The following is an 18,819-nucleotide window of genomic DNA, read 5'->3' on the forward strand; positions in this document are numbered from 1 at the left end:
TTCGGCCCCGCACGGGCCATCGCGGCGCGGGGATGCGATCGGGCCGGGCCGCCGGGCTCGCCCCGACTTCGGTCACTTGAGCTGGTCGAGCGTGTAGTAGCCCGTATCGACCAGGGCCGGCTTCCAGTTGGCCTTGGTGACGATCACCGGTGTGAGCAGGTAGGAGGGGACGATCCTCTTGTCGTTGTCGTAGGTCTTCACATCGTTGACCTCGGGCTGCCGGCCGGCCTCGATGGCGTCGATCATCGCCACCGTCACCTTGGCCAGATCCCGGGTGTCCTTGAAGATGGTCGCCGTCTGCTCGCCCGCGATGATCGACTTGACCGATTGCAGCTCGGCGTCCTGGCCGCTGATTACCGGCAGCTTCACGTCGCCCGAGCCGTAGCCGACGCTCTTCACCGACGAGAGAATCGCCGTGGAGATGCCGTCGTAGGGGGAGAGCACGGCGTCGAGATGGGCGTTGCCGTAATAGGCCGAGAGGAGGTTATCCATCCGGGCCTGGGCGGTGGCCGCGTCCCAGCGCAGCGTGGACACCTTGTCCATACCGAGCTGGCCCGACCGCACCACGAGCTTCTTCGCGTCGATGTAGGGCTTCAGAACCGACAGGGCGCCGTCGTAGAAAAAGTATGCGTTATTGTCGTCGGGCGAGCCGCCGAACAGCTCGATGGTGAAGGGCCCCTTTCCGTCCTTCAGGCCGAGGGCGTCGACGATGGATGTCGCCTGCTGGACGCCGACCTTGTAATTGTCGAAGGTGGCGTAGTAGTCGACGTTCGGCGTCCCCCTGATGAGCCGGTCGTAGGCGATGATTTTGACACCGCGCTCGCTCGCTTTCGACAGCACGTCGCCGAGGGTCGTGCCGTCGATCGAGGCGATCACCAAGATTTTCACATCCTTGGTGAGCATGTTCTCGATCTGGGCGAGCTGCGTCGGGATATCGTCGTCGGCGTATTGCAGATCCGGCGCGTAGCCCTTGGCCTCGAGCAGCCGCACGATGTTGTTGCCGTCGTCGATCCAGCGCTGCGACGACTTCGTCGGCATGGCGACGCCGATCCTGTCACGGCTGGCCGCCTGCGCCGATGTCACGGCGGTCGCCCCCAGGAGCGACAGGCCCAGGATGCATTGGAGAACCATCTGCCTGGCGATCATAAGCCCCCCTTTCACGGCCGACTTCGACATCAGACGAAGCAGATCCGCGGTGCATTTCTGTTGTTATGTAATTACATAGTTTTATTATAGATCTAGGTTTTCGACTGTATTTTCTACGCGGCCACATCTACTCGAACGCCGGCCGATTACTGCGGGCAACGATGAAGCGCACTGGTCTGGCCCGGCCGTTCGGAGCCGTACGCAGACCTTCAGATTGCTCCGCCGCGGTCCCGGTAACCGTCCCGTGCGGCTTCGGCGTCCGATTTGTATGAGTTATGTACCGGGCCGTCAATCGGCTCGGGCAGTGCGGGGGACGGCGGCTGGCGCGGACGGACGGCGAAGCGGCCTGAGGCTCGGGCAGGAGCGACCTGTCCGCTCCACGCAGGCGCGTGCGGGAAGGCGCAGGGCCGGGCCCAGCACCTGCCCGACTCACTGAGGGGCGCACTGCGCCCACAGGGCCGGGCAGGGGCTGACGGCGCGCGGCCGCCAGACCGCGGCGGCCAGGCCCGATCTGTTCGGCCGGATCACGGCCGGCGGGGTCGGGCCTCCGACTCGCGGGCCTGCGTCAGCGCCGCGTCGACCGGCGGTCGCGGCGCCGTGACGCCGCGGCGCGGTTCGGCAGCGCCCGAAATCCGCGGCGGGTCAGCCGCGGCCGACGAACGGCATCTTGGTGGCCATGATCGTCATGAACTGCACGTTGGCCTCCAGCGGCAGGCTCGCCATGGAGAGCACGGCCTGACCGACATGGTCCGGATCCATCACCGCCTCGGCCCGCAGGGAGCCGTCCGCCTGCGGGACGCCGGCCTTCATCTTGCCGCCCATGGGCGTGTCGGCGTTGCCGATATCGATCTGGCCGCAGGCGATGTCGTAGGCCCGCCCGTCGAGGGAGGTCGCCTTGGTCAGCCCGGTCACGGCGTGCTTGGTCGCCGTGTAGGCGATGGAGTTCGGGCGGGGCGCGTGGGCCGAGATCGAGCCGTTGTTGATGATCCGGCCGCCCCGGGGATCCTGGTCGCGCATGATCCTGAAGGCGTGCTGCGTGCACAGGAACAGCGCCGTGAGGTTGGTGTCGACCACCTGCCGCCACGTCTCGAGGGGCAGGTCCTCCAGGGGAACCGCCGGGGCGCCGATCCCGGCATTGTTGAACAGGAGGTCGAGCCGGCCGAACTCCGCCTTCGTGCGCGCGAACAGGGCGGCGATCGAGTCGGGATCGGTCACGTCTGTGGGGACCGCCAGGGCCCCGTGTCCGATCCGCGCGGCGACCTCGTCGAGGGGGGCCTGGCGCCGCCCGGAGAGGACGACGCGCCATCCGGCATCCGCGAGCGCGAGGGCGGCGGCCTTGCCGACACCCGTCCCGGCCCCGGTCACGATCGCGATCCGCTCAAGCCCCGACATGCGTTCCTCCCGGTTCCGGTATTGCCCCGCCTGTAGCGGATGGCCGCCACCGCGCGAAGGCGTCGGCGTTTCAGATGCGGGCCGCGGTCACGGGGCGTGTCGGCGCCCGCCATGCGTTATGGTGGTGAGAAACAGACGGGACACGGGGACGGGAACGGAACGATGGGGCTGGGTTCACCGGCAGGCCTGCGCAGGACGATCGACGCTGCGGTTCCGGCGTGAGCGCAGCCGAGATCCCGTTCCTGGCCGGGCTCGACGCGCCGGCGGTCGCGGCCGTGCGGGCCCGCATGGTGCCGGTGGCCGTGCCGGGCGGCCGGACCCTGTTCGAGCAGGGCGAGACCGGGGACGCCCTCTACACGCTGGTCTCCGGCGCGGTGGGCGTCTCGGCCCGCGACCATGCCGGGCGGCCGACCCGGATCGCGCGCCTGCGGCCGCCCGAGACCTTCGGCGAGATGGCCCTGCTGTCGGACGCCCCGCGGGCGGCGACCGTGATGGCGCTGCGCGATTCGCACCTCCTGCAGCTCACCCGCGGCGCCTTCGAGGCGGTGATCGCCGAGCACCCGCACACGCTCCTGTACTTCGCCCGGATGCTCGCCGACCGCCTGCGCGCGATCTACGACGGCTACTCGGTCCACCACGCGCCGCGGATCTTCACGATCCTGGCCGTGACCGAGGGGCCCGATCCGGCGCGGGTGGCGCGGCAGCTCGCCGCCGCCTTCGACGCCCTGCTGCCCGGGAAGACCGGCTGCCTCACCGACTGGCCGGAGGGGGCCGACGAGGCGTGGTTCCAGGCCTTTGAGGGCGACCACGCGCGCACGATCTTCGCGGCGCACGACATCGACTGCCCCTGGTGCCGGCAGAGCCAGCGGCGGGGCGACCACGTCCTGCTCCTGGCCGAGCCGGGCGCGCCGCCGCGGCCGGGCGCGGCGGCCTATCTGGACCGGGTGCGCTCCGACTGGATCCGCATGGATCTCGTCGTGCGCCAGGATCCCGGAGCCCGGCGCCCGAAGGCCCTCCATCCGGAGGTCGCCGCGCTGCCCGCGGCCATGCGAGTCCAGGTCCGGGACGGCGACCGGGCGGACCTGCATCGCCTCGCGCGGCTCGCCAGCGGGTCGGCGCGGGGCCTCGTCCTCGGCGGCGGCGGGGCGCGGGGGCTCGCCCATCTCGGGGTGCTCAAGGCCCTCGACGAGGCCGCGTGCGCGCCCGACTTCGTCGGCGGGACCAGCATGGGGGCGATCATCGCGGCGAGCCTCGCCATGGGCTGGAGCGTCGCGGAGATCCAGGCGCAGATCGAGGCGTTCTTCGCCACCAGCAACCCGATCAACGACTACACGCTGCCGCTGCACGCGCTGACCCGCGGCGCCAAGGTCGATGCCGGTCTCGCGGCGCGCTACGGCGGCGTCCGCATCGAAGATCTCTGGCTGCCGTTCTTCTGCGTCTCGTCGAACCTGACGACCGGCAACACCATGGTGCACCGCTCGGGCGACCTGCCGAAGGCCCTGCGCGCCAGCATCGCGATCCCCGGCCTCCTGCCACCCGTGCTCTGCGACGAGGGCGTCCTCGTCGATGGCGGCATGATGAACAACCTCCCGGCCGACGTCGCCGCCGCGCTGGAGCGCGGCCCGGTCCTGGCCGTCGATGTCGGGACCGACCGGGCGTTCCAGGACATGCCGCAGCGCGGCTGGAGCGGCCGGCTCATGCGCAAGCTGATCGGCTCGCCGCTGGCGATGCCGGGACTGGCACCGCTGCTTCTGCGCGCCGCCACCGTGTCGGGCGACGCGCAGAGCCTGATGGCGGCGGCCCACGCGACCGCCGTGCTCAAGCCTCAGCTCTCCGGCATCGACCTGCGGGCCTGGTCGCGCTTCCGCGAGTCGGCGGAACTCGGCTACCGGGAAACCCGCGCCGGCATCGCGACCGGCGCCCTCGCGCGCTGGCTCGACCCTGTGCGCTGAGATGTCCGCGTGCGAAGGCGCACGCCCGGCATCCTCGGCCCTGTAACCCCGGGCGTCCGGCGACGATCTCTGCCGCGAGACGTCCTACGGAGATCGGAGCCATGACCCACCTCGCCACGCCCCTGACCGGCACCGCGCCCGAGTCCGCGCGGGACCGGAGCACCGCGGCCGACAGATCCGCACCGCACACCCTTCTCCACGGCGCCGCCTTCGTGCTGCTGTGCCTGTGGACGCGGACCGCGCCGGACCGCCTGCGCGATCAGCTCTCCCCGGAAGCCGGCGGCTGCGCCACGCTCGGCTTCTGAGCGGATCGGACCGGCAGACGCGCGCGTTCCCGCCGCAGGGGAGAGCGGGCATGACGGAGCGCGCGAGGGGATGAGCGTCGCGGGAGTGAAGTTTCGCCGGATCGCGTTACCGGAGGTCGGCCTGCACGTGGCCGAGGCGGGTCCCGAGACGGGGCCGCCGACCATCCTCCTGCACGGTTTCCCGGAGTTCTGGTACGGCTGGCGCCACCAGATCGGGCCGCTCGCGGAAGAGGGCCTGCGGATCATCGTCCCGGATCAGCGCGGCTACGGACTCAGCGACAAGCCCGCGGGGATCGCCGCCTATCAACTGGACCGGCTGGCAGCCGACGTCCTGGCGCTGGCCGACGCCTGCGGCGCTCCCACCGTGCGGCTGGTCGGCCACGATTGGGGCGGTCTCGTCGCGTGGTGGGTGGCGAGCCGCTACCCCGAGCGGATCGACCGGCTGGCCATTCTCAACGCGCCGCATCCCGCCGTCGTCGGCGCCTACATGCGGCACCATCCCGGCCAGTGGCTGCGCAGCACCTATGTCGGCCTCTTCCAGCTGCCGCGCCTGCCCGAACGACTTCTCACGGCGGATCGCTGCCGTGCCCTGCGGCGCGCGCTGACGACCTCCAGCCGGCCCGGCGCCTTCGCGCAGGCCGATCTCGACCGCTATGTCGCGGCGTGGCTCCAGCCCGGTGCCATGACGGGCATGCTGAACTGGTACCGGGCCCTGGTGCAGCTGCCCCGGGAGCAACCGCCCCGCGTGCGGGTCCCGGTGCTGATCCTCTGGGGGCGGCGGGACACCGCGCTGCAACCCGGCCTGGCGGAAGCGAGCCTGGCATTCTGCGACTCGGGGCGGATCCGCTGGTATGAGCAGGCCAGCCACTGGCTCGCCCACGAGGAACCCGAGGCCGTCAACGCGGACCTCCGCGCGTTCCTGCGCTGAGCCGCCTGCACCCCGCGGCTTCGCGCACGGCGCGGGACGCTTCTCGCGGGCAAGTTGCAAAAATAACCTTCGGTGCCCGCAAAGATTTCGACAGACACGGGGGCTGCGCGCCCTGTCACGCGCGGCGCGCAGCGGTAATGGTCGCGCCGTGCACAGGCCGCGTCTTATTTTTCACCCCACAGCCCGGAACATGTCGAGCATTTGTCTCTTAGGTGGTGGCTCATAACGGCTGATCGGAGCTACTCCACGATGTCTTTTCGTTCTCTCCTGACCGCGGGTGTGGTCTTCGGCGGCCTTCTGGCCGGGACCGCGGCGTCGCAGGCCGCGCCCGCGATCGCGCAGCCGAACTTCGCCGGGTCCGACATGGTCGAGACCGTGGCGATGCACCGGCACCACCGCATGCATCATCACCGGATGCACCGCCATCACTCGACCCGGCACGAGCGCCGGATGCGGCGCATGAACACGATGCGCCACGGCAACCCGAACGCGCGGAACCCGTCGCGTCCCGGCTACCAGCAGCAGCTCGGCAACACGACGGGCGGCCCGCGCTACTGAGATCCGAACCGCGCCCGGACCCCGCGCCGCGTGTGCGGGATCCGGGCGCCATCCACCGGTGATGCGCCTTCGGAGCGCCTTCTCCCCAGCCGCGTCGGTTCGCGCAGCCTGATTCGCCGGCGACGCTCTGCTAAGAGGCGGCATGGCCCGAACCGCCGTCCGCCCCGCCGCCGATACGACGCCCACGCCCGGCCTGGACCCGGCCGGCGCGACGCCGATGATGGCGCAGTACATCGAGATCAAGGCCGCCAATCCGGACTGCCTGCTGTTCTACCGGATGGGCGACTTCTACGAGCTGTTCTTCGAGGATGCGGAGATCGCGTCCCGGGCGCTCGGCATCGTCCTGACGAAGCGCGGCAAGCACGCGGGCAGCGAGATCCCGATGTGCGGCGTGCCGGTCGAGCGGTCCGACGACTACCTCAACCGCCTCATCGCCCTCGGCCACCGGGTCGCGGTGTGCGAGCAGACCGAAGATCCGGCCGAGGCCAAGAAGCGCGGGCCGAAATCCGTGGTCCGACGCGAGGTCGTGCGCCTCGTCACCCCCGGCACGATCACCGAGGACAGGCTCCTCGACCCGGCCCGCGCCAACCTGCTCCTGGCGATCGGCCGCCGGAAGACCGGGGAGGGGGCGGTCGCCTACGGGCTGGCCGCGGTCGACATCTCCACCGGGCGGTTCTCCCTGAGCGAGGTCGCGGGCGGCGACCTGTCGGGCGCCATCGCCCGGCACGATCCGCGGGAGATCGTCCTGTCCGAGGCGATCCACGCCGATCCTTCCCTCGCGCGGATCTGGCAGGACAGCCGCGCCGCCATCGTGCCCCTGGCCCAGGCCGAGCTCGAGCCCGCCGCCGCCGAGCGGCGCCTGCGCGAGCAGTACGGGGTCTCGACCCTGGAGGGGTTCGGCCAGTTCACCCGGGCCGAGATCGCGGCGGCCGGGGCGGCGCTGCTCTACATCGCCCGGACGCAGCTCGCGGCCCGTCCGCCCCTGGCGGTCCCGACCCGCGAGGACGGCGGCGCGACCCTGGCGATCGACGCGGCGACGCGCGCCAACCTCGAACTCACCCGCACCCTGTCGGGGGAGCGGGTGGGGAGCCTGCTCGCCACGATCGACCGGACCGTGACGGCGAACGGCGCGCGGCTGCTGGCCGAGCACCTCGCCGGCCCACTGACCCATCTCGACGCCATCGCGCGGCGGCACGCGGCGGTGGCGTATCTCGTGGACGACGCGCGCCTGCGCGGCGGCCTGCGCGACGCCCTGGCCCGGGCCCCCGACCTCGCCCGGGCGCTGTCGCGGACCGGCCTCGGCCGCGCGGGCCCGCGCGACCTCGCGGCCATCCGCGACGGCCTCGCGGTGGCGGCGGATCTCGGCGCCCGCCTCGCCGCCATTCCCGAACTCCCGGAGGATCTCGCCCGGCTGGCCGAGCATCTGGCAGAGGCCGACGCCGAGCTCATCGCCACCCTCGCGGCGGCACTCGCCGACGACCTGCCTCTCAGCCGGCGCGACGGCGGCTTCGTGCGCGCGGGCTACCACCCCGAGATCGACGAGGCGCGGACCCTCGGCCAGGATTCCCGCAAGGTGATCGCGGCCCTGCAGGCGCGCTACGCCGAGCAGACCGGCTGCCGGACCCTGCGGATCAAGCACAACAACCTGCTCGGCTACTTCATCGAGGTCCCGCAATCCGTCGGCGAGGCGTGCCTGAAGGGCCTGCAGAGCGAGTTCGTCCACCGCCAGACCATGGTGGACGCCATGCGCTTCACCAGCGTCGAGCTGGGCGAGCTGGAGTCGAAGATCTCGGGCGCCTCCGACCGCGCGCTGGCCCTGGAAGCCGCCGTCTTCGACGACCTCGCGGCGCGCGTGCTGGCCCGGGCCGAGCCCATCGCCGAGGTGGCCGAGGCGCTGGCCGGGCTCGACGTGGCGGCGAGCCACGCGGAGCTCGCCGTCGAACTCGACTGGCGGCGTCCCGTGGTCGACGAATCGCTCAGCTTCGTCGTGGTCGGCGGCCGCCACCCGGTGGTCGAGGCGGCCCTGCGCCGGGCCGGCGAGCCGTTCATCGCCAACGATTGCGACCTGTCCGGCGATACGCGCGGCCGGATCCGCCTGATCACCGGCCCGAACATGGGCGGCAAGTCGACCTTCCTGCGCCAGAACGCGCTGATCGCGGTGCTCGCCCAGATGGGCGCCTTCGTGCCGGCCGCGGAGGCGCGGATCGGCCGGGTCGACCGGCTGTTCTCCCGCGTCGGCGCCGCCGACGACCTCGCCCGGGGGCAGTCGACCTTCATGGTCGAGATGGTCGAGACCGCGGCGATCCTCAATCAGGCGACGAGGCGCTCCCTGGTGATCCTGGACGAGATCGGCCGCGGCACCGCGACCTTCGACGGCCTGTCGATCGCCTGGGCCTGCCTGGAGCATCTCCACGAGGTGAATGCCTGCCGGGCACTCTTCGCCACGCATTTCCACGAGCTGACGGCGCTCGGCGACCGGCTGGCGCGGCTCGAGAACGCGACGCTGAAGGTGGCCGAGCACCGGGACGGCGTCGTGTTCCTGCACGAGGTCGTGCCGGGGATCGCCGAGCGGAGCTACGGACTGCAGGTCGCACGGCTCGCCGGGCTGCCCGGCAGCGTCGTGACCCGCGCCGGGGCGATCCTCAAGAGCCTCGAGAAAGCCGAGCGGGGCCGCCCCGCCCGTGCCCGGATCGACGACCTGCCGCTCTTCGCCGCCCTGGCGCCCCCGCCGCCGCCGGAGCCGCCGGCGGAGGATCCGCTGGGCGCGCTGCTCGACGCCATCGATCCGGACGCGCTGACGCCCCGGGAGGCCCTGGACGCGCTCTACCGGCTGAAGCGCGAGCGGACGGGCAGGGGCTAGGGCCGCGAGGCGCCGCGGCGGCGACCGGGGCTAGGGCCGCGAGGCGCCGCGGCGGCGACCCGCCCGGCGCCGCCTCAGACCGGCGCGGGCGAGAACCCGTCCGGGCAGGCCGGTCCGTCGCGCCCGGCCCGGCGATCGGCGACGTAGTCGAGGGTGCTGGCCACGACGCGCTCGGAATAGGGCTTGGCGATCACCCCGATCGCCCCGGCGAAATCGGCCGGGATGCGCTTGGCGTTGGCGGTCATGAACACCACGGTGGTGCGCCGGTCGGCCGAGAGCGCCCGGGCGACCTCGATGCCGGTCGGGCCGTCGACGAGATGAATGTCCACGAGGGCGACGTCGGGCGCGGTGGACCGGCCCATCGCGATGGCCTCCGTCGCGTTGCCGGCGACGCCGACCGTGACGTGCCCGAGATCGTCCAGCAGGCACTCCAGCTCGAGGGCGATCAGCGCTTCGTCCTCGACCACGAGGATGCGGAGCGCGGCGTCCGCGGCGGCGTTTCCGGTCCCCATGCGATCTTCGTCCTTCGGCCCCGCGGCCGGCGAGCTTGAAGCCTCCACGTCGATTTCTCAAGCCGGCGGCCGGAGCGGGATGTCGATCTCGACGCTCGTGCCCGGACCGGCATCCGCCCAGGCGATGGTCCCGCGCATCTGCCGGACCACCATCTCCACGAGATTGCGCCCGAACCCCGCCGGGTTCGGAGCCGCCGCGGCGACGCCGACGCCGTCGTCGCGGATCGTCATGTGCATCCCGACCTCAGTGCGGCGGGCGACGATCGACACGCGGCCCTCCCGCTGGTCCGGGAAGGCGTGGTGCAGGGCGTTCGCCGTCAGTTCGTGGATCAGCAGCGCCAGCGGCGCCGCCATCGCGGCGGCGACCGCGATCGGCTCGACATCGGCCTCCACCCGCCGCAGCGCGGGGTCCAGGCCGGCATTCATGTCGGCGAGGAACTCGGCCGCGAAGTCGCCGAGATTGAAATGCGTGCAGTCGCCCTCGGAGTAGAGCATCCGGTGCGCCGTCGAGAGGGCGCCGATCCGCTCCGCCATGCCCTGGAGCGCGTCCCGCGCCTCGCCCTCGGGCGTGCGCCGGGCCTTCAGGAGCATCAGCGAGGAGATCACCTGAAGATTGTTCTTCACCCGGTGATCGACCTCGTGCAGCAGGGCGGTCTTCTGCTCCAGCGCCGAGGTCAGGTCGTGGGTCCGCGCCGCGACGAGGCGCTCCAGCTCGTCGTTGGTGCCGCGCATCGAGACTTCCATCTGGTGGACATGGGTCATGTCCGCCTGCGCGGCGTAGAAGTAGGCGAGCCCCTCGGCGTCGCGCACCGGGGTGATGGTCATCGCGTTCCAGAAGGACGACCCGTCCTTGCGGTAGTTCAGCAGTTCCACGGAGATCGGCTCGGCGGCCTCGACGGCCGAGCGGATGCGCTCCACAGTCGACCGGTCCGTGGCCGGGCCCTGCAGCATGCGGCAGTTGCGCCCGACGATCTCGTCGGCGGCGTAGCCGGTGGCGGTCAGGAACGCGTCGTTCGCCCAGGCGATCGGGTTGTCGGGGGCGCGGGCATCGGTGATGACCATCGGCGACGGGCTCGACGCGAACGCGTCGACGAGCGTCGCGAGGGGCGGACCGGTCTCGGATCGGGCACTCAACGCATCATTCCACGGTCAGGCGGTGGCCCCGTTCGTCCGGCGGCGCCACCATCGCGCTCCGACCGCGGGACGTGGACACCGCGTTAAGCAAGCTTCTACCAAGATTGGGGCGCAAGACAGCACGATCCAGCGAAGACAGGTGCGGCGTAAGGCTGCCACGATTTCGCGGGATCAAGGCCACGCAGGCTCAGGAGTTCCATGCCATGGCGAACCAGCCACAGGCGATGCGTCGCTTCCGGCTCCGCGACATCGTCGAGGACCGGCGGATCGCGCTCATGCTGGCGCTCGGATTCTCGTCCGGCCTGCCGCTGCTCCTCGTGCTGGGGACCTTCACGCTCCGCCTCGCCTTCTCGGACATCGACGTGCGGGCGATCGGCCTGTTCAGCTACGTCGCGCTGCCCTACTCGCTGAAGTTCCTCTGGGCGCCCGCGATCGACCGCCTGAACGTGCCGGTGCTGAGCGCCCGGCTCGGGCGGCGGCGCGCCTGGATGGTGACCACGCAGGCCGCGGTCGCGCTGTGCCTGATCCTGATGGCCTTCTCGGACCCCAAGACCAACCTCGCGCTGCTGGGCCTCGGAGCCTTCCTGGTCGCGTTCTGCGCGGCCAGCCAGGACGTGGTGATCGACGGCTGGCGCATCGACGCCGCCGGCAGCGACTTCCAGGGCATTCTGGCGGCGACCTCGAACCTCGGCTACCGCCTCGGCCTGATCTCCGCCGGCGCGGGCGCGCTGTTCATCGCCTCGGCGGGGGGCTGGACGCTGGCCTACCTGATCATGGCCGCGCTCATGCTGGTCGGGATGATCGCCGCCCTGCTGGCGCCGGCCTTCGACCGGCCGCGCACGGTTCAGGCGGAAACGCTAGGCCGCTCCCGGTTCTGGTCGATGCGCCACGCCGTGCTGGAGCCGCTGACCGAGCTGCACGGCCGCTTCGGCGGCGCGCTCTGGGGCATCCTCCTGCTCGTGGCCCTGTTCCGGCTGCCCGACTTCCTGTCCGGCGTGATGGCGAGCCCGCTCTACCGGACGCTGGGTTTCGACCTGAAGGAGATCGCCACCGTCACCAAGCTCTACGGCATCTGGGTCGGCATCGCGGGCGGCTTCGCGGGCGGCTGGGCCCTGGCCCGGCTCGGCCTGTTCCCGACCCTGCTGCTCGGCGCCTTCCTGGCCGCATCCTCGCACCTCGCCTTCGCGTGGCTGGCGGCCGGCGCGCCCGAGATCTGGCGCCTGACGGTGGCCATCTCCGTCGAGAATTTCTGCGGCTCCTTCGCCGGGATCGTGCTCATCGCCTACATGTCGAGCCTCACCAGCCCGGCCTACGCGGCGACGCAGTACGCGCTGTTCTCCTCGCTCTACGCGCTGCCGGGCAAGCTGATCGCGGGCTCGTCGGGCTTCGTGGTCGCGGCGATCGGCTATCCGGCCTTCTTCGTCATGACCTCCCTCGTGGGGATCCCGGTCCTGGTGCTGTGCGTCGCGGTCGGGCGGCGGACCGGGCAGGCGGAGGCCGCGGCGCCGGCGCGGGAGGCCCAGGAGACGGGGAACCGCATCCCGGGGCCCGAGCTTCCTACCACGGCGCGCGCCCCCGGGGCCGCGTGAGCGGGACAGATCCAGGGATCCACGGATGAGCACGAGCGACCTCACCCTCGCCGGCGAGACGCTGCCGGCGGAGACATCAGAGACGGTGCTGAGCGACGCGGACCTCGCCGCCCTACGCCGGGCCGTGGAGGTGCTGGAGCGCCCGAGCCTCGCGGCGCGGCTCTCCGCGGCGGCCGGCGCCCCCCTCGACATCATCGGCCGGTCGCTGCCGGCCCCGGTCACCGAGGCAGTCAGCCGCAGCACCGAGGTGGCCATGCGGGGGGCGCTGCGGGTCGCCCTGGCGACGCTGCCCCGCAAGGAGCTCGTCCCCGCCGAGGGCGAGGGTCTCGGCGCCGTCGCCGCGAAGGCCGAGGGCCGCCTCGCGCGGCTGCTCGGCTCGGGCGACGCCAAGCACAAGGCGATGGCGGCGCTCTCGGGCGCGGTCGGCGGCGCGTTCGGGCTCGCCACGGTGGCGGTCGAACTGCCGGTCTCGACCACGCTGATGCTGCGCTCGATCGCCGAGATCGCCCGGGAGGAGGGGGAGGATCTGGAGACGCCCGAGGGCGCGCTCGCCTGCGTGCAGGTCTTCGCCCTCGGCGGCCGGGCCGTGGCCGAGGCCGAGGCGGGCTCCGCGCTCACCGAGAGCGGCTACTTCGCGGTCCGGGCCGCCCTGGCCAAGACCCTGTCGGAGGCGGCCCGCTACGCCGGGAGCAAGACGCTCCTCGACCAGTCGGCGCCGGCGCTGATCCGCTTCACCGCCCAGATCGCGGCGCGCTTCGGTCTGGTCGTCTCCCAGAAGGTCGCCGCGCAGGCGGTGCCGATCCTCGGCGCCTTCGGCGGCGCGGCGGTCAACACCGCCTTCATGAACCACTTCCAGTCGACCGCGCGGGCGCATTTCACCGTGCGGCGCCTGGAGCGCGCCTACGGGGCCGCCGCGGTGCGGGCCGCCTACGAGGTCGAGAAGGCGGCCCTCGGGATCGCTTGATCCGCCCGCGGTAAAGCCGCAAGGATCCGCGCAATCCGCACGGGGCGGAGGCACGGAGGCGGCTCTGATCGGCAACGGCGAGATGGTGGCCCGGCTGGCGCTGGCGGCCCTGTTCGGCAGCGTGGTCGGCCTGGAGCGCGAGCGCCTGCTCTGGGCGGCCGGCCTGCGGACCCACATGCTGGTCTGCGTCGGCTCCTGCCTGATCATGCTGGTCTCGGCCTTCGGATTCGCCGACGTGCTGGGCGCCGAGCACGTGGTGCTCGACCCCTCCCGTATCGCCGCGCAGGTGGTCTCCGGCATCGGCTTCCTCGGCGCGGGGACGATCCTGCTGCGCGGCGAGGTCGTGAAGGGCCTCACCACGGCGGCGAGCCTCTGGGGCGTGGCGGCGATCGGGCTGGCGATCGGCAGCGGCCTCTACGTGCCGGCGCTCGCCGCGACGGCGCTCATCGTCGGCATCCTGGCCGGCGTGAAGCCCTTCGAGGAGCGCTGGCGCGACCGGATGCGCGCCCAGACGCTGCGGCTGACGGTCCGAAAGGGCACGATGTCGATCGACACCCTCCAGGCGGCGACCGGCGAGCGTGCCTCGCGCGTCCGGACCTTCACGGTCCATCCGGGCCCCGACCCGGACCACGACGAGGTCACCGTCACCTTCGTGCGCCTGTCGCGCACGAGCTTCGAGACCATCGCGGCGAAGCTGCGGGCGATGCCCGACGTCACCTCGGTCGACGTGGCGGAGAGCTGACGGCGGGTGACGTGGGGCGAGCCGCCGGTGCTCAGATCGCCCCGGAGCCCTCGCCGTCGAGGAAGAGGCGGTAGGCCGGGTTCTCGGTCTCGTCGGTGGCCGGGTAGCCGAGCGCCTCGATGACGGCGTCGAAGCGGGCGCGCTCGGCCGGCGGCACCGCGATCCCGGCGAGCACCCGGCCGTAATCGGCGCCGTGGTTGCGGTAGTGGAACAGCGTGATGTCGAAGTCCGGGCCCAGCGCCTCCAGGAACTTCATCAGCGCGCCCGGCCGCTCCGGGAACTGGAAGCGGAACAGGCGCTCGTGCGCCACCCCCACGGCCCGGCCGCCGACCATGTAGCGGACGTGGACCTTGGCCATCTCGTTGTCGCTCATGTCGAGGACGCGGTATCCGGCCTCGCGCAGCGAGCCGATCAACTCCTGCTTCTCGCGCTTGCCGCCGCCGACGTTGATGCCCACGAAGATCTGCGCCTCGGAGCCCGGGGCGTGGCGGTAGTTGAACTCGGTGACGGCGCGCGGACCGAGCGCCTGGATGAAGGCGCGGTAGGCGCCCGGACGTTCCGGGATCGTCACGCCGATCAGGACCTCGCGCTGCTCGCCGATCTCGGCGCGCTCCGCGATGTGGCGCAGGCGGTCGAAGTTCAGGTTCGCCCCCGACGAGATCGCGATCAGCGTGCCGTCGCCACCCTCGCGCTCGGCGTAAATCTTGGCGCCGGCGAGGCTCAGCGCCCCGGAGGGCTCGGAGACCGCGCGGGTGTCGTCGAAGATGTCCTTGACCGCGGCGCACATGGCGTCGGTGTCCACGGTGATGACCTCGTCGAGGTGCTCGCGGCAGAGCCGGAAGGTCTCCTCGCCGGCCTGCCGCACGGCGACGCCGTCGGCGAACAGGCCGACGCTGGGCAGGCTGACCCGGGTGTCGGCCGCCAGCGCCGCGGCCATGCAGGCGGCGTCCTCGGGCTCGACGCCGATCACCCTGGTGCCCGGCCGCAGGTACTTCACGAAGGTGGCGATGCCGGCGGCCAGGCCGCCGCCGCCCACCGGCACGAAGATGGCCTCGATCGGGCCGGTATGCTGCTCCAGGATCTCCTTGCCGATGGTGCCCTGGCCGGCGATCACGTCCGGATCGTCGAAGGGGTGCAGGAAGGTCAGGCCCTGCTCGGCCTCGAGGATCTTGGCCTGCGCCAGCGCCTCGTCGAAGGCGTCGCCGTGCAGCACGACCTCGGCGCCGCGGGCCCGGCAGGCATCGACCTTGATCGACGGCGTGGTGCGCGGCATCACGATCACGGCGCGCGCGCCGAGCTTGGCGGCGGCGAGTGCCACGCCCTGCGCGTGGTTGCCGGCGGACGCGCAGACGACGCCGCGGGCGATCTGATCCGCGCTCAGGCCCGACATCTTGTTGTAGGCGCCGCGCAGCTTGAACGAGAAGACCGGCTGGAGATCCTCGCGCTTCAGCAGCACCGGCCGGCCGAGCCGCTGCGTCAGGCGCGGCATCGGATCGAGGGGACTCTCGATCGCCACGTCGTAGACGCGGGCGGTGAGGATCTTGCGGATGTAGTCCGTCACGGTGTGGAGTCTCGGCCGATGCGCAGGGCTGTGGGGGCCAGATAGACCCTCCGGCCCCCGGATGCGAGCGCGCCCGGCGCGAGGCAGATCAGCCCAGCCGCTCGACCAGCGCCGCCACCCAGACGAGCAGGGCCGCCATCTGCGCCATGAAGGTGCCGGCGGAGGCGAGGTCCTTCACGGTGCCGATCATCGGGTGATGACCCGGATGGACGTGGTCGCAGAGCTTCTCCACGGCGGTGTTGAGGAACTCGGCGGCCAGCATCAGCAGCAGGCTCACCATCAGGGCGACGCGCACCCAGAGCGTCGCGCCGAGGAGCAGCGCGACCGGGATGCCCAGGGCCAGGAGCACCAGTTCCTGCCGAACGGCGCGCTCGGTGCGCGCCCCGTGGCGCAGGCCGCGCCAGGAATTGAGGAAGGCGAGAACCAGGGCGTTCATCGGATGGCGGCCTCCGGAACGGACCGGCTGATCCACTTGGCGAGCAGCGGGCCGGTGAGCAGCACCACGAACAGGCGCAGCGTCTGGACCGCCAGAACGAAGGAGACGTCGGCTTTCGAGCCGACCGCGATGATCGCCACCGAGTCGAGGCCGCCGGGACTGGTGGCGAGCACCGCGGTCAGCAGGTCGATGGGCAGCAGCAGGGTCAGCCCCCAGCCCCAGGCGGCGCAGAGGGCGATGACCGAGAAGGTCGCCGCCAGGATGCCGGGCAGCGCGGTGACGGTCAGGCGCAGCGTCTCCCGGGTGAAGCGCAGGCCGACATAGATGCCGATGCAGGCATAGGCGAGCTCGAGGAGCGGCACCGGCAGCGCCATGCGCACGAGCCCGGTGGCGTGGAGCAGGCTGCCGAGCACCATCGGGCCGACCTGCGCGCCGGCCGGCACCCGCAGGGCGAGGGCCGCGCCCGCGCCCACGACGGCGACCGCGAGCGTCGCGAGCAGGGAGAGCGGGCCGGTGACCTCTCCGGCACCGGCCGACGCCCCCGGAACCGGCGTCTCCATCAGGAAGCGGGCCGCCAGCGAGGCCGAGAACACCACGGCGGCGACGCGCACATACTGCATGAAGGCCACGAGGCGCGGATCGGCGCCGAAATCCTCGGCCATGGCCACCATGGCGGAGGCCCCGCCGGGGGAGGAGCCCCAGGCCGCGGTCGTCCCGGGCAGGACGCGCAGGCGGGTGAGGATCCAGCCGACGAGGCCGCTGACCGCGACGGTCACCATCACGACCGCGACGATGAGCGGTCCGTCCTCCATCAGCGTCTGGGCGATCTGCCCGGTGACGGCGTGCGCCACGAGGCAGCCGATCGCCGCCTGCGAGGCCTGGAAGGCGGACCGGGGCACGCGGAGGCGCGAACCGCCGACACCGAAGGCGATGGCCGCGACCATCGGCCCGAGCAGGAGCGCGGCCGGGAACTGCGCCTGTATCAGGCCGTACGACACGGCCGCGGACGCGGCGGCGAGGGCGGCCCAGAGGCCGAGAGTGCGGAGAGGGGGCAAGGCGACCGATCGGGAGAGGCCCGCGTCAGCCGGCAGGCGTCAGCCGCGCGCTATACCGCAATATTGGCCCTGTCACGGCAGAGTTTCGGCGCGGCGCCCCCGCGCCGGGGTCAGGGCTCGCGCGTCAGGGCCGCGAAGGCCGCGTCGAGGCGCGCCCGGGCCTCCGCCAGCGCCTTGTGCCGAGCGTCGACCCAATCCCGGTCGGCGTCCAGCCGGGCGCGCGCGCCGGCCAGCATCCGCCGAACCTCGGCGGGCTGCGGGCCGCCGAGCCCCTTGGCGGCGTCGATCATGCCCCTGGCCGACAGAGCCGCCCGGAAGCGGGCCTCGTCGAGGGGCAGGTCCGGCTTCAGCCCCGACCCGGCGGCGGCCTCGGCGTAGATCCGCCGGACCTCGGCGAAGGGCAGATCGGCCGGGCGCAGGTCGTGGCCGCGGCCGTAGCTCACGAGTTCGGAGGCGAAGTGGTGGCCGAGCCGGAACGGCACGTCCGCCTCGCGCTGGAGCGTGTCGGCGAGCTCGGTGGTGGTGGAGTAGTCCGCCGCGACCTCGTCGGCGGCGCGGGCGCGGTCGACGACCAGCCCGTCGAGGACGCGGGTCCAGCGCCGACACATCTCGGCGGCCTCGGCCAGGGTCCGCCCCGGCGGCTCGGCCTGGTTGCGCTTGTAGTCCGGCATTCCGGAATCGACGTTGTGCGCCACGATGACGAAGGCCTGCGCGGCCCCCACGACATCGCTGGCCTTCATGCGCAGGCTGTACAGCGCGACCGGATTGCGCTTCTGCGGCATGATGCTGCTCGGCCCGGTGAGCGCGCCCTCCCGCAGCAGGATCCAGGGCCGCGTCTGGTGGTACTGGGCGTAGAGATCCTGCGCGAAGCTGCCGGCCGTGGTGGCGAGGTTCGCCGCGAGCCCGGTCAGTTCCAGCCCCATATCCATCGGCGCGAGCTGGCCGGCATCGTAGCTGTTCTCCACCGGCGCCGCGAAGCCGAGGAGCGCGGCCAGCCGGTCGCGGTCCACCGGGAAGCTGGACGTCCCGAGGGCGGCCGCGCCCAGGGGCGACAGGTTCAGGCGCGTCCAACTCTCCCGGACGCGGTCCGTGTCGCGGGCGAGCACCGCCGCGTAGCCGAGATAGACGTGGCCCAGCGTCGTCGGCTGGGCCTGGACCCCGTTGGTGTAGGCCGGCACGACCGTGTCGGCCTCGCGCTCGGCCACTGCCAGCAGGGCCGCCCGGGTCTCGTCGAGCGCCTTGGCCAGGTTCAGGAGACGGTCGCGCTGCTCGAGCTTCAGCACCGTCGGGATGATGTCCTGGCGGCTGCGCCCGGAATGCATCCGCGTGGCGTCGGCCCCCGCGATGGCGGTGATCAGCGGCTCGATCCGCAGGTAATCGTCCGGCCGCTCGGCGCCCGGCTTGGCGGCGTCGGCAGCGACCTGGTCGAGGGCGCGGGCGACGGTCGCGCCCAGCGCCCGCGGCACGATGCCGGTCTCCACCGTCATCACCAGGGAGGCGCGGTTGATCTGGTCGATCCGGGCGAAGCTGTCCTTCGGCTCGGCCCGCGCGCCCGCGGGGATCAGCAGCGCCAGTACGGCCCAGACCATCGTGCGCCGCATCGAGCCGCTCCCTGTCATCACCCCTCCTGATAGACCGGTCGCGGCCCCTCTTCCTATTCACAACCGCTCAAGGTGGGCGTCCGC

At 72.3% G+C, this 18,819-nt stretch carries 16 protein-coding genes; 8 read left to right on the top strand and 8 right to left on the bottom strand.

Annotation, left to right across the window (positions count from 1 at the left end; genetic code table 11):
• Nucleotides 1-72: 72 nt before the first annotated feature.
• A complete protein-coding gene (gene chvE, locus MOTC310_RS19420; RefSeq protein WP_331302981.1) occupies nt 73-1,131 on the bottom strand; it encodes a multiple monosaccharide ABC transporter substrate-binding protein in 1,059 nt (352 codons plus the stop codon).
• Nucleotides 1,132-1,788: 657 nt separating this feature from the next.
• Nucleotides 1,789-2,538 (bottom strand): SDR family oxidoreductase, encoded by a 750-nt coding sequence (locus MOTC310_RS19425; protein ID WP_331290114.1) that lies wholly within the window; start codon nt 2,536-2,538, stop codon nt 1,789-1,791.
• A gap of 218 nt (nt 2,539-2,756) precedes the next feature.
• Here MOTC310_RS19425 and MOTC310_RS19430 point away from each other — a divergent pair, with 218 nt between their 5' ends.
• The 5 genes from MOTC310_RS19430 to mutS all read left to right on the top strand — a co-directional run bounded on the left by MOTC310_RS19430 (nt 2,757) and on the right by mutS (nt 9,141).
• Complete coding sequence (locus MOTC310_RS19430; RefSeq protein WP_331290112.1) at nt 2,757-4,490, top strand: patatin-like phospholipase family protein; 1,734 nt, start codon at nt 2,757-2,759, stop codon at nt 4,488-4,490.
• 101 nt (nt 4,491-4,591) lie between these two features.
• Complete coding sequence (locus MOTC310_RS19435) at nt 4,592-4,795, top strand: hypothetical protein (protein ID WP_331290111.1); 204 nt, start codon at nt 4,592-4,594, stop codon at nt 4,793-4,795.
• A gap of 70 nt (nt 4,796-4,865) precedes the next feature.
• A complete protein-coding gene (locus tag MOTC310_RS19440) occupies nt 4,866-5,723 on the top strand; it encodes an alpha/beta fold hydrolase (RefSeq protein WP_331302982.1) in 858 nt (285 codons plus the stop codon).
• Between the two features lie 249 nt (nt 5,724-5,972).
• Nucleotides 5,973-6,281 carry a hypothetical protein gene (locus MOTC310_RS19445; RefSeq protein ID WP_331302983.1) on the top strand — a complete coding sequence of 103 codons (309 nt, stop codon included), beginning with the start codon at nt 5,973-5,975 and terminating at the stop codon, nt 6,279-6,281.
• 142 nt (nt 6,282-6,423) lie between these two features.
• Nucleotides 6,424-9,141, top strand: coding sequence for a DNA mismatch repair protein MutS (gene mutS / locus MOTC310_RS19450; protein ID WP_331302984.1), 2,718 nt, complete (start codon nt 6,424-6,426; stop codon nt 9,139-9,141).
• A gap of 74 nt (nt 9,142-9,215) precedes the next feature.
• On the opposite strand, the gene MOTC310_RS19455 is transcribed toward mutS, so the two are convergent.
• The gene (locus MOTC310_RS19455) at nt 9,216-9,653 is read right to left on the bottom strand and encodes a response regulator (protein ID WP_331302985.1); all 438 of its coding nucleotides are present in this window, start codon (nt 9,651-9,653) and stop codon (nt 9,216-9,218) included.
• 57 nt (nt 9,654-9,710) lie between these two features.
• A complete protein-coding gene (locus tag MOTC310_RS19460; protein WP_331302986.1) occupies nt 9,711-10,787 on the bottom strand; it encodes a histidine kinase dimerization/phosphoacceptor domain -containing protein in 1,077 nt (358 codons plus the stop codon).
• A 203-nt stretch (nt 10,788-10,990) separates the two neighbouring features.
• Between MOTC310_RS19460 and MOTC310_RS19465 the strand changes: the two genes are divergently transcribed.
• The 3 genes from MOTC310_RS19465 to MOTC310_RS19475 all read left to right on the top strand — a co-directional run bounded on the left by MOTC310_RS19465 (nt 10,991) and on the right by MOTC310_RS19475 (nt 14,082).
• On the top strand, nt 10,991-12,376 hold the full coding sequence (locus MOTC310_RS19465; RefSeq protein ID WP_331302987.1) for an AmpG family muropeptide MFS transporter: 1,386 nt from the start codon (nt 10,991-10,993) through the stop codon (nt 12,374-12,376).
• A gap of 25 nt (nt 12,377-12,401) precedes the next feature.
• A complete protein-coding gene (locus MOTC310_RS19470) occupies nt 12,402-13,340 on the top strand; it encodes an EcsC family protein (RefSeq protein ID WP_331302988.1) in 939 nt (312 codons plus the stop codon).
• Nucleotides 13,341-13,422: 82 nt separating this feature from the next.
• Entirely contained in the window at nt 13,423-14,082 is a 660-nt protein-coding gene (locus MOTC310_RS19475) for an MgtC/SapB family protein (RefSeq protein WP_331302989.1), read from the top strand.
• A gap of 31 nt (nt 14,083-14,113) precedes the next feature.
• Here MOTC310_RS19475 and ilvA read toward each other — a convergent pair whose 3' ends face one another.
• The 4 genes from ilvA to MOTC310_RS19495 form a co-directional block, all read right to left on the bottom strand.
• Entirely contained in the window at nt 14,114-15,730 is a 1,617-nt protein-coding gene (gene ilvA, locus MOTC310_RS19480) for a threonine ammonia-lyase, biosynthetic (RefSeq protein ID WP_331303375.1), read from the bottom strand.
• A gap of 1 nt (nt 15,731) precedes the next feature.
• On the bottom strand, nt 15,732-16,079 hold the full coding sequence (locus MOTC310_RS19485) for a diacylglycerol kinase (protein WP_331290103.1): 348 nt from the start codon (nt 16,077-16,079) through the stop codon (nt 15,732-15,734).
• Nucleotides 16,076-17,134 carry an AbrB family transcriptional regulator gene (locus MOTC310_RS19490; protein ID WP_331302990.1) on the bottom strand — a complete coding sequence of 353 codons (1,059 nt, stop codon included), beginning with the start codon at nt 17,132-17,134 and terminating at the stop codon, nt 16,076-16,078. The genes MOTC310_RS19485 and MOTC310_RS19490 overlap by 4 nt, the downstream gene beginning before the upstream one ends.
• Nucleotides 17,135-17,244: 110 nt before the next feature.
• On the bottom strand, nt 17,245-18,735 hold the full coding sequence (locus tag MOTC310_RS19495; RefSeq protein ID WP_331302991.1) for an argininosuccinate lyase: 1,491 nt from the start codon (nt 18,733-18,735) through the stop codon (nt 17,245-17,247).
• Between the last annotated feature and the right edge of the window lie 84 nt (nt 18,736-18,819).

Source organism: Methylobacterium oryzae (assembly GCF_036441375.1).
Taxonomy (GTDB): Bacteria; Pseudomonadota; Alphaproteobacteria; order Rhizobiales; family Beijerinckiaceae; genus Methylobacterium; species Methylobacterium oryzae_A.

Bases quoted from the DNA above. Each gene is read 5' to 3' on its own strand.
- MOTC310_RS19425 (WP_331290114.1), bottom strand. From the start codon at position 2,538: ATGTCGGGGCTTGAGCGGATCGCGATCGTGACCGGGGCCGGGACGGGT.
- MOTC310_RS19445 (WP_331302983.1), top strand. From the start codon at position 5,973: ATGTCTTTTCGTTCTCTCCTGACCGCGGGTGTGGTCTTCGGCGGCCTT.
- mutS (WP_331302984.1), top strand. From the start codon at position 6,424: ATGGCCCGAACCGCCGTCCGCCCCGCCGCCGATACGACGCCCACGCCC.
- MOTC310_RS19495 (WP_331302991.1), bottom strand. From the start codon at position 18,735: ATGCGGCGCACGATGGTCTGGGCCGTACTGGCGCTGCTGATCCCCGCG.
- MOTC310_RS19435 (WP_331290111.1), top strand. From the start codon at position 4,592: ATGACCCACCTCGCCACGCCCCTGACCGGCACCGCGCCCGAGTCCGCG.
- MOTC310_RS19440 (WP_331302982.1), top strand. From the start codon at position 4,866: ATGAGCGTCGCGGGAGTGAAGTTTCGCCGGATCGCGTTACCGGAGGTC.
- MOTC310_RS19485 (WP_331290103.1), bottom strand. From the start codon at position 16,079: ATGAACGCCCTGGTTCTCGCCTTCCTCAATTCCTGGCGCGGCCTGCGC.
- MOTC310_RS19475 (WP_331302989.1), top strand. From the start codon at position 13,423: ATGGTGGCCCGGCTGGCGCTGGCGGCCCTGTTCGGCAGCGTGGTCGGC.
- MOTC310_RS19455 (WP_331302985.1), bottom strand. From the start codon at position 9,653: ATGGGGACCGGAAACGCCGCCGCGGACGCCGCGCTCCGCATCCTCGTG.
- chvE (WP_331302981.1), bottom strand. From the start codon at position 1,131: ATGGTTCTCCAATGCATCCTGGGCCTGTCGCTCCTGGGGGCGACCGCC.
- MOTC310_RS19465 (WP_331302987.1), top strand. From the start codon at position 10,991: ATGGCGAACCAGCCACAGGCGATGCGTCGCTTCCGGCTCCGCGACATC.
- MOTC310_RS19470 (WP_331302988.1), top strand. From the start codon at position 12,402: ATGAGCACGAGCGACCTCACCCTCGCCGGCGAGACGCTGCCGGCGGAG.